Below are 6,591 nucleotides of genomic sequence, written 5' to 3'. Positions count from 1 at the left end.
CCTCCGCGGGGCTCGCGCAGCGGAAGGCGAGCGCGACCGCGTCGCCGCCGCTCGGCCGGGTCCACCCCGGGTCGTACGAGCGGACGGTGTCCTCGGTGTCCCACATGACGCGCATGCCGCCGGGCAGCGCGGCCTCCGCGTGCGGGGCGGTGTCGGCGGAGGCGGGGATGTCCAGGCCGAGGAGGCGGTAGAAGGCGAGGGTGGCGGCCATGTCGGAGACGACCCCTAGGCGCCGTCCCCGCCGGCCCTGTCAGGGTCGGACATGGCGAACGCAAGACTCGTCATCCGGGTGAAGCCCCTGCGGGGGCGTTCTTCGCGTTGAATGGCCTCCACGACAGCGATAGGCGAGGAGGCGGTGGCGATGGCGGCGTACGGAAGCTGGTGACCCGACCGGTGGCGGTGGGGGTGGCGGTGGTCGCCCTGGTGGCGCTCGGCTTCGGGCTGTACTGGTTCCAGCCGTGGAAGCTGGCTGGACAGATCGACGAGAGGGCGCTGCCCTGACGCGGTCGTCACCGCCCCGGCGGACTCCGGCGCGCCCCCGCTGCCGCTACCGCCCCGTCACCGGAGCCGTCCGCCGCAGGCCCCCGCGTCGCCGTCGCCCGGCCGCGGGCCCGCAGGCGCTCGCCACGGGCGCACATCACGCACGAGCACGGCACCACCGGCACGGTCAGCGTCCTGCGGCTGCCCGACGGCTCCCAGGTCCTCCGCCTGGAGGACCTCGACACCAGCAACGGCCCGGACCTGAAGGTGTGGGTGACCGACGCCCCCGTGATCGAGGGCAAGGCGGCTGGGGCGTCTTCGACGACGGCGCGTACGTCGACCTCGGCGAGCTCAAGGGCAACAAGGGGCGACCAGAACTACGCGCTGCCCGCCAGCTTCGACGTGCGTGCGGCAGCGTCAGCATCTCAGTGCGACCGGTTCGACGTGGTCCTTCGGCGCGGCCGAGCTGGTGAAGAAGGCGTGACGCACCGCCGCAGGTCCGGGGCCTGACATACGTATACCGGGCATACAAGGCGTATAGCTGCATATGTGTTGATAAGGTGTGCGTGCTGCCGTTCCGCCCCACGCACATCGCCCTGAGTGCGGTCATGCCCACCCGTCGCACTCCCCTTGCCCGGCGTCGGCGCGCAGTACGACTTCACCACCGAGGAGGGCCGCAGGCTCTCCGTGGTCGTCCACCGCGACGGTCGCCGCTTCCTCGGCTTCTACCGGGACGACGACCCCGACACCTGCGAGGCGGCGGTGGCCCTCACGCCCGAGGACGCCGCCGCCCTCGCCCAGCTCATCGACCCCGTCCCGGTGGACGGCACATCCGCACCGACGGGCCTGACCTCGTCACCGAGCACATCCAGGTCACCAGCCGCTCCCCGTACGGGGGGCGGCTGCTCGGCGACACCCGTGCCCGCACCCGCACCGGCGCCTCCGTCGTCGCCGTCCTGCGCCGGACGAGCGCCCACCGTCACCCGGACCCGACTTCCGGCTCGCCATCGGCGACACGCTGGTCGTCGTCGGCACCCGCGAGGGCGTGGACGCGCTCGACGCGATCATCGGCGGTGAGTGACCGTGCACGACACGGCCGGGGCTGCTCGGCGACGGCGGCATCCTGCCGCTCGACACGGCGGATTTCGTCGCCGTCGGCGCCGAGATCGGGGTGATCCTGCTGCTGCTCCTGCTCGGCCTGAGCAGCGCCTCCGAACTCGTCACCAGCCTGCGCACCCAGTACCCTCCGGCCTCGTCGACTTCGTCCTCAACGCCACCGGCGCGGCCGCCGCCCTTGCCAAGGCTGGGGCCGGTCGCCGCCTTCGCCCTCGCCGGCGTCACCTGGGTCCTCCTCCGGCGTCATCGCGAAGGTCCTCACCGACCTCGGCCGCCTCGGCAACCGCGAGACACCCGTCGTCCTCGGCATCCTCGTCATGGAGGACCTGCTGATGGCCGTGTACCTGCCGGTGCTCACCGTCCTCCTCGCGGGCGGGGCGAGGGTGGCGGGCAGCGGGAGCGGCTCCGGGCCGCGGGGGCCGATGCGCTCGACCTTCTCGACGAGGGTGTAGGTGCCGCCGCGCCGCCCGTGGTTGGCGAGGGTGGCGTAGGCGCCGGCCATGTCGAGGACGCTGGCGGTGGCCGGTCCCAGGGCGATGGACGGTGAGGCGTTGAGGTCGGGCGTGTCGGGCGGCAGGCCCAGGGCGACGGCGGTGCGCTCGACGGCCTTGGGGCCGACGTCGACGGCGAGTTGGGCGTACACGGCGTTGACGGAGCGGTCGGTGGCGGTGCGCAGGGTGATGCCGCCGTAGCTGTGGTCGTCCTCGTTGGCGGGGGCGTAGGGGGAGCCGGTCCAGCCTTCCACGGGGCGCTTGTTGGTGCCGTCGTAGACGGTGTCGGGTGTGATCGGCTCGCCGTACTGGGTGGTGGCGCCGCGGTCGACGGCGGCGGCGTACACGAACGGCTTGAAGGTGGAGCCCACCTGGTAGTCCCGCCGGGTGGCGTTGTTGACGTACTGCCGGGTGTAGCCGATGCCGCCGTAGAGGGCGACGACCTTGCCGGTGGCGGGTTCGACGGAGGCGCCGCCGACGCGGACGTAGCGGTCGACGGGACGGGCGTCGGGGTCGAGGCGGGAGAGGACCCGGGCGCCGACCGCGTCGGCGAAGGCGTCGACGCGGTCCTTCCGCAGGGTGGTGGTGATGCGGTAGCCGCCGGCGGCGAGCTCGCCGCGGCCGACGATGCCGTGCCGGGTGAGGTAGGCGTTCACGGCCTGGACGGCGTAGCCGCGCTGCCCGGAGAGCCCGGCGGCGGGCCGGGCCGGGGTGACGGCGGGGAAGGTGAGCCGGGCGCGTTCCGCCGCGGTGAGCCAGCGTTCCTCGACCATGGCGTCGAGGACGTGGTTCCAGCGGGCCAGCGCGCGGGTCTGGTTCCCGGTGCGGGAGCCCACGTCGTAGGCGCTGGGGGCGTTGAGGAGCGCGGCGAGGTAGGCGCCTTCGGCGGTGCCGAGTTCGTCGACGTCCTTGCCGTAGTAGGCGCGGGCGGCGGCCTGCACCCCGTAGGCGTTGCGGCCGTAGTAGCTGGTGTTCAGGTAGCCCTCCAGGATGTGGTCCTTGGAGGTGCGCCGGTCGAGCTTGATGGCGATGAAGAACTCCTTCACCTTGCGGGTGAGGGTGCGTTCCTGCCCGAGGTAGTAGTTCTTGACGTACTGCTGGGTGATGGTGGAGCCGCCCTGGGTGCCCTTGCCGCTGAGGGTGTTCCAGGCGGCGCGGAGGAGGGCTTCGGGGTCGACTCCGGGTTCGGAGTGGAAGTCGCGGTCCTCGGCCGCGAGGACGGCGTGCCGCAGGGACGCGGGGACGCGGGAGAGGGGGACGTTCTCCCGGTTCACCTTGCCGGCCTGGGCGAGGGGGCTGCCGTCGGCGTAGAGGTAGACGTTGGCCTGGGCGGTGGCCTGGGCGTTGGCGGGCGGGATGCCGATGAGGTGGTAGCCCGCGAGGAGGGCGGCGGCGCCGAGCAGGACCACCAGCAGCAGGCCGCCGAGCAGCATGCGCCAGGTGGGGACCAGGCGGCGCCATCCGGTGCGGCGGCGGCGCCTGGCCGCGCGGCGCTCGGCGCGGCGGGCGCGGCGCAGGGCGCGGCGCGTGGGGCGTGCCGCGGCCGCGCCCGGGCGGGCGCGGTCCCCCGGCGGTGCGCCGGTGCCGTGGACGGTCGGGTCGCGTGGCTCCCAGCCTCCTGGCGGCAGCGGGGCGTCGTCGCTCATGTGCCTCCGGCCCTGTCTCTGTACCTGTTTGACCGTGTGTGCGGTGGTATGCCCCGCCCTGTTTCTCATACTGCACCGCCGGCGGCGCGATCCCGCGCATTCCGGTGCCCCGCCGGTCGCGGGAGGGCGGCAGGCGGAAAACCCGTCGCGGACGGTGCGTCGGCCCCGCTAGGCTCTCGGGCTTTGCGCCCGGCGGGCGGGCGGTCGGAGGCGGAGGAGGAGACGTGCGGCTGTACGCGGCCGTCGTGGCGGGGTCCTTCCGGCGCCACGCGACCTACCGGGTGGCCACCGCCGCGGGGGTGTTCACGAACACCGTCTTCGGCTGCATCCTGGCGTTCACCTATGCGGCCCTGTGGGAGGAGCGCCCCCGGCTCGGCGGCTACGACATGCAGGAGGCGCTCGCCTACGTGTGGATCGGGCAGGCGCTGCTGGCGGTCTGCTCCCTCATGGGCGGCGGCTTCGAGGACGAGCTGATCGAGCGCGTGAAGAGCGGTGACATCGCCGTGGACCTCTACCGGCCCGCCGACCTCCAGCTGTGGTGGCTGTCGGCCGCCCTGGGGCGTGCGGCGTTCCAGTTCGCCGGACGCGGGGCCGTGCCCCTGCTCGTGGGCGTCCTCGTCTTCGACATGGCGCTCCCGGGCGACCCGTGGACGTGGCCGGCCTTCGTGCTGTCCGTGCTGCTCGGCGTGGTGGTGAGCTTCGGGTTCTGGTTCCTCGTGGCGCTGTCGGTGTTCTGGCTGATGGACGGTGCCGGCGTGGTGCAGGTGGCGTGGCTGTCCGGGCTGTTCTTCTCCGGGATGCTGCTGCCGCTGCACGTCTTCCCGGGGGCGCTCGGCGAGGTGGCGCGTGCGCTGCCGTGGGCGTCGATGCTCCAGGTGCCGGCCGACGTGTTCCTGGAGAAGCGCACCGGCCGGGCGCTGCTCGGGGCGTACGGGTTCCAGGCGGGCTGGGCGCTGGTGCTGCTGGTGGCGGGCCGGGCGCTGCAGGCCGCGGCGACGCGCAGGCTGGTGGTGCAGGGTGGGTGACGCGGCTGCCCGGCCGGCGGACGGCCTGCGGGCCTACCGTCTGATCGCGGCCATGTGGATCCGCTCCACGATGACGTACCGCTTCTCGTTCGCGGTGGCGCTGCTGTCCAACCTTGTGGCCAACTTCTTCGACTTCGTGGTGATCCTGCTGATGTTCACGCACGTGCGCGGGCTGGGCGGGTTCTCCTTCGCCGAGGTCGCGTTCCTGTACGGGACGACGAGCACGGCGTTCGGCCTCGCGGACCTCGCCTTCGGCCAGGTGTCCCGGCTGGGGCGGCGGGTGCGGGACGGCACGCTGGACATGTTGCTGGTGCGGCCGGCGCCGGTGCTGGCGCAGGTGGCGGCCGACCGGTTCGCGCTGCGCCGGCTCGGGCGGCCCCTCCAGGGCCTGCTGGTGCTGGTGTGGTCCCTGGTGGTGCTGGACGGGGTGGCCTGGACCCCCGTGACGGTGGCCATGGTGCCGCTGATGGTGGTGACGGGCACGCTGATCTTCGGGTCGGTGATGGTGGCGGGCGCGGCGTTCCAGTTCTGGGCGCAGGACGGCGCCGAGGTCGTGAACTCCTTCACGTACGGCGGGAACACCCTCCTCCAGTACCCGCCGTCGATCTTCGCGGGGGAGCTGGTGCGGGGGGTGGTGTACGTGGTGCCGCTGGCGTTCGTGAACTGGGTGCCGGCGCTGTACGTCCTGGGGCGGGAGTCACCGGCGGGCCTGCCGTGGTGGGCGGCGTTCGCGTCGCCCCTGGTGGCGGTGGTGTGCATGGGGCCGGCAGGACTGGCCTGGCGGGCGGGGCTGCGTTCGTACCGGAGCACGGGGAGCTGAGGCGGCATGGCACAGACCGAGCAGACGACGGCACCGGACCGGGTGCCGGACGCCGGCTTCATCGAACTGGAAGGGGTGGAGAAGGTCTTCGACGTACGGCGCCGCACGGGGCTGCTGCGCCGCGAACGGCGCCGGGTGCGGGCCGTGGACGGCATCTCGTTCCGCGTGGCGCGCGGCGAGATGGTGGGCTACATCGGGCCGAACGGCGCCGGCAAGTCCACGACGATCAAGATGCTGACGGGCATCCTGACGCCGAGCGGCGGCCGCCTGCGCGTCGCGGGCGTCGACCCCCAGCAGGAGCGGACCCGGCTGGCCCGCCGCATCGGCGTGGTCTTCGGCCAGCGGACCACCCTGTGGTGGGACCTGCCGCTGCGGGACTCGTACCGGCTGATGCACCGCATGTACCGCATCCCCGACGCCCGCTTCCGGGAGAACCTGGACCGCTGCGTGGAACTGCTGGAACTGGGCGACCTGCTGGAGGTGCCGGTCCGTCAGCTGTCCCTGGGGCAGCGGATGCGGGGCGACATCGCGGCGGCGCTGCTCCACGACCCCGAGGTGCTGTACCTCGACGAGCCGACGATCGGCCTGGACGTCGTGTCGAAGGCGAAGGTCCGCGCGTTCCTCCGCGCCCTCAACGCGGAGCACGGCACGACGGTCCTCCTCACCACGCACGACCTCACCGACATCGAGCAGCTGTGCCGGCGGGTCATGGTCATCGACCAGGGCCGCCTGATGTACGACGGCACGCTCAGCGGGCTGCACGAGCGGGGCGCGGGGGAGCGCACCCTCGTCGTCGACCTGGAGCGGGAGCTGCCGCCGATCGAACTGGCGGGCGCGCGCACGGTCCGGGTGGCCGGCCCCCGCCAGTGGCTGGCGTTCCCGGCGTCGGCGTCCGCCGCGCCCCTGGTGGCGGAGGCCGCGGCCAGGTACCCCCTGGTGGACCTGTCGGTGCGCGAACCGGACATCGAGGCGCTGATCGCGAAGATGTACGCGGACCGCGGTGCGGCCTAGGC

Annotated in this window: 5 protein-coding genes and 2 pseudogenes; 5 read left to right on the top strand and 2 right to left on the bottom strand. The window is 73.3% G+C overall.

Annotated elements, in window-relative coordinates; all coding sequences use genetic code 11:
• A pseudogene (locus tag L6E17_RS12810) lies at window positions 1–211 on the bottom strand (glyoxalase); the annotation flags it as partial.
• Between the two features lie 425 nt (window positions 212–636).
• Between L6E17_RS12810 and L6E17_RS31450 the strand changes: the two are divergent.
• Window positions 637–990: a DM13 domain-containing protein gene (locus L6E17_RS31450; RefSeq protein ID WP_374109048.1), complete on the top strand. Its 354-nt coding sequence runs from the start codon at window positions 637–639 to the stop codon at window positions 988–990.
• A gap of 98 nt (window positions 991–1,088) precedes the next feature.
• A pseudogene (locus tag L6E17_RS12800) lies at window positions 1,089–1,561 on the top strand (cation:proton antiporter regulatory subunit).
• Between the two features lie 186 nt (window positions 1,562–1,747).
• Here the strand turns inward: L6E17_RS12800 and L6E17_RS12795 are convergent.
• Window positions 1,748–3,733, bottom strand: a complete 1,986-nt coding sequence (locus L6E17_RS12795; RefSeq protein WP_236240862.1) for a transglycosylase domain-containing protein — start codon at window positions 3,731–3,733, stop codon at window positions 1,748–1,750.
• A 224-nt stretch (window positions 3,734–3,957) separates the two neighbouring features.
• Between L6E17_RS12795 and L6E17_RS12790 the strand changes: the two genes are divergently transcribed.
• From L6E17_RS12790 to L6E17_RS12780, 3 genes are read left to right on the top strand one after another with little or no spacing between them, the layout of a single operon-like run.
• Window positions 3,958–4,758 carry an ABC-2 family transporter protein gene (locus L6E17_RS12790; RefSeq protein WP_236240861.1) on the top strand — a complete coding sequence of 267 codons (801 nt, stop codon included), beginning with the start codon at window positions 3,958–3,960 and terminating at the stop codon, window positions 4,756–4,758.
• A gap of 52 nt (window positions 4,759–4,810) precedes the next feature.
• Complete coding sequence (locus L6E17_RS12785) at window positions 4,811–5,578, top strand: ABC transporter permease (RefSeq protein ID WP_236240910.1); 768 nt, start codon at window positions 4,811–4,813, stop codon at window positions 5,576–5,578.
• Between the two features lie 6 nt (window positions 5,579–5,584).
• The gene (locus L6E17_RS12780; protein ID WP_236240860.1) at window positions 5,585–6,589 is read left to right on the top strand and encodes an ATP-binding cassette domain-containing protein; all 1,005 of its coding nucleotides are present in this window, start codon (window positions 5,585–5,587) and stop codon (window positions 6,587–6,589) included.
• Window positions 6,590–6,591 lie beyond the last annotated feature (2 nt).

Source organism: Streptomyces sp. CC228A, from assembly GCF_021390935.1.
Classification (GTDB): domain Bacteria; phylum Actinomycetota; class Actinomycetes; order Streptomycetales; family Streptomycetaceae; genus Streptomyces.
The sequence above is the reverse complement of the archived record's forward strand: the minus strand, read 5'-3'. Positions and strand labels throughout refer to the sequence as shown.